Source organism: Geminisphaera colitermitum TAV2 (genome assembly GCF_000171235.2).
Classification (GTDB): domain Bacteria; phylum Verrucomicrobiota; class Verrucomicrobiia; order Opitutales; family Opitutaceae; genus Geminisphaera; species Geminisphaera colitermitum.
Window position 1 is genome coordinate 1 of record NZ_ABEA03000221.1, and the last position, 2,749, is coordinate 2,749.

The following is a 2,749-nucleotide window of genomic DNA, read 5'->3' on the forward strand; positions in this document are numbered from 1 at the left end:
GCACACACCCTCTTCCCCGCCTCCACCCGCATTTACGCCACCGGCTCGCGCCCCGACATCCGCGTCCCCCTCCGCGAAATCACGCTCTCCCCCACTCGCGGCCCCAATGGCTCCGAAACCCCCAACGACCCCGTCCGCGTTTACGACACCTCTGGTGCCTGGGGCGACCCCACCTTCCACGCCGACCCAACCCGAGGCCTCCCTCTCCTCCGCGCCGCTTGGATCGCCGAACGCAACGACACCGAACCCATCGAAGGCCGCCCCGTGCAACCCATCGACGACGGCTACCTCTCCGAAACCCACCGCGCCAGCCACTTGAACGTCGAACGTTCGGGCCGCAAGCCCGCCATCCTTCGCGCCCGCCCCGGCTGCCGCCCCACGCAACTCGCCTACGCCCGCGCCGGCATCATCACGCCCGAAATGGAATTCGTCGCCATCCGCGAAACCTCCCGCCTTCAGCCCTCGGCCCTTTCCTCCCAACACCCCGGCGCACCTCTCGGCGCGTGTATCCCAAAAGAAATTACACCCGAATTTGTCCGCAGCGAAGTTGCCCGCGGACGCGCCATCATCCCCGCCAACATCAACCACCCCGAACTCGAACCGATGATCATCGGCCGCAACTTCCTCGTCAAAATCAACACCAACATCGGCAACTCCGCCGTTGCCTCCTCCATCGACGAAGAAGTCGAGAAAATGCGTTGGTCCATCAAATGGGGTGGCGACACCCTCATGGACCTCTCAACCGGCAAGAACATCCACCAAACCCGCGAGTGGATACTCCGCAACTGCCCCGTCCCCGTCGGCACCGTCCCCATTTATCAAGCCCTCGAAAAAGTCAACGGACGCCCCGAAGCCCTCACCTGGGAAATCTTCCGCGACACCCTCATCGAACAAGCCGAGCAAGGCGTGGACTACTTCACCATCCACGCCGGCGTCCTCCTCCGTTACATCCCCCTCACCGCCCGCCGCATGACCGGCATCGTTTCCCGTGGCGGCTCCATCATGGCCAAATGGTGCCTCGCCCATCACCGGGAAAACTTCCTCTACACCCACTGGGACGACATCTGCGACATCTGCGCCGCCTACGACGTCTCCTTCTCCATTGGCGACGGACTCCGCCCCGGCTCCATTGCCGACGCCAACGACGCCGCCCAATTCGGCGAACTCAAAACCCAAGGCGAACTCAACCGCCGCGCCTGGGCTCGCGGCGTGCAAGTCATGAACGAAGGCCCCGGCCACGTACCCCTCCACATGATACAAGAAAACATGACCCGCCAACTTGAATGGTGCGACGAAGCCCCCTTCTACACCCTCGGCCCCCTCACCACCGACATTGCCCCCGGCTACGACCACATCACCAGCGCCATTGGTGCCGCCCACATCGGCTGGCACGGCACCGCGATGCTCTGCTACGTCACGCCCAAGGAACACCTAGGCCTCCCCGACCGCGACGACGTCCGTGCCGGAGTCATTGCCTACAAAATCGCCGCCCACGCCGCCGACCTCGCCAAAGGCCACCCCGCCGCCCAATACCGCGACAACGCCCTCAGCAAAGCCCGCTTCGAATTCCGTTGGGAAGACCAATTCAACCTCTCCCTCGACCCCGAACGCGCACGCGAATACCACGACGCAACCCTCCCGCAGGAAAGCGCCAAGACCGCCCACTTCTGTTCCATGTGCGGCCCGCATTTTTGCTCCATGAAAATCACCGACGACATCCGTCGCTACGCCCAGGAAAAAGGCCTCGACACCACCGAAGCCATCGAAGCCGGTCTCCGCGAAAAATCCGCCCAATTCACCCAAACCGGCGGTGAAATCTACACCACTGCCACTGTATCTGAAAAACAATGACAATCCACATCAACGATCAGCCTCGCAGCTTCCCCCCCCCCCCCGGCCACATTCACGCTAGCCGCGCTCCTCGCCGAACTCGGCCAAGCCGACCGCAAAGGCATCGCCGTGGCCGTCAACGACACCGTCATCCCACGCGCCACATGGCCCGCACACTCACTCCACGACGCCGACCGCATCCTCATCATCCAAGCCACGCAAGGCGGCTGACACACCACGCCTCATGCCATCGCCTCCCTTCCACCTCGCCGTCATTTCCCCGCCCGACGAACACCCGCGCGAACTCGCCCTGCTCCCTGCGCTCTTCGACGCCGGACTCACCCGCTACCACATCCGCAAACCCACGTGGACCCGCGCCCGCCTCGCCGCCCACCTCGACGCCATCCCGCAAAAAAACCATCCCCGCCTCATTCTCCACACCCACCACGACCTCGCCGACGACTACTCTATCGGCGGCCTCCACGATCGACAAAGTGGCGCGGGCGTCTCGCCCGCCTCCGATTGGCACGGGCATTTTATCCCAACCGCCGCCCTCTCCCACTCCCGCCCCATCCACACCCTAGCCGAACTCCACACCGCCCTCACCACGTATCCACCAACCCACGACACCCTTCTCGTCTCTCCCATCTTCCTCTCCATCTCCAAACCCGACCACGCCCCCTCCCCAACCCACCTCCCGCTCCCCGAACTCTCCGCCCACCTCCACGCCCGACCATTCCGCAAACCACATTCCGCAAACCGCACACCCCAAATCCTCGCCCTAGGCGGCATCACACCCGACCACCTCGCTGCCACCGCCGCCCTCGGCTTTGACGGCGCCGCCATTCTGGGAGCCCTCTGGCAATCCCCCGACCCCCTCGCCACCTGGCGCACTTTCCAATCTAAAATCCCCAAGCCT

At 64.2% G+C, this 2,749-nt stretch carries 3 protein-coding genes; all 3 read left to right on the forward strand.

All coding sequences use genetic code 11. From position 1 onward, the window contains the following. A partial coding sequence (gene thiC, locus OBACDRAFT_RS24640; protein ID WP_043589882.1) for a phosphomethylpyrimidine synthase ThiC occupies positions 1–1,851 on the forward strand: 1,851 nt, incomplete at its 5' end. A 108-nt stretch (positions 1,852–1,959) separates the two neighbouring features. After that, positions 1,960–2,061, forward strand: coding sequence for a sulfur carrier protein ThiS (thiS, locus tag OBACDRAFT_RS31335; protein ID WP_232767790.1), 102 nt, complete (start codon positions 1,960–1,962; stop codon positions 2,059–2,061). A 13-nt stretch (positions 2,062–2,074) separates the two neighbouring features. Further along, positions 2,075–2,749 (forward strand): thiamine phosphate synthase (locus OBACDRAFT_RS24650; protein WP_043589885.1); only part of this gene is annotated, 675 nt, incomplete at its 3' end.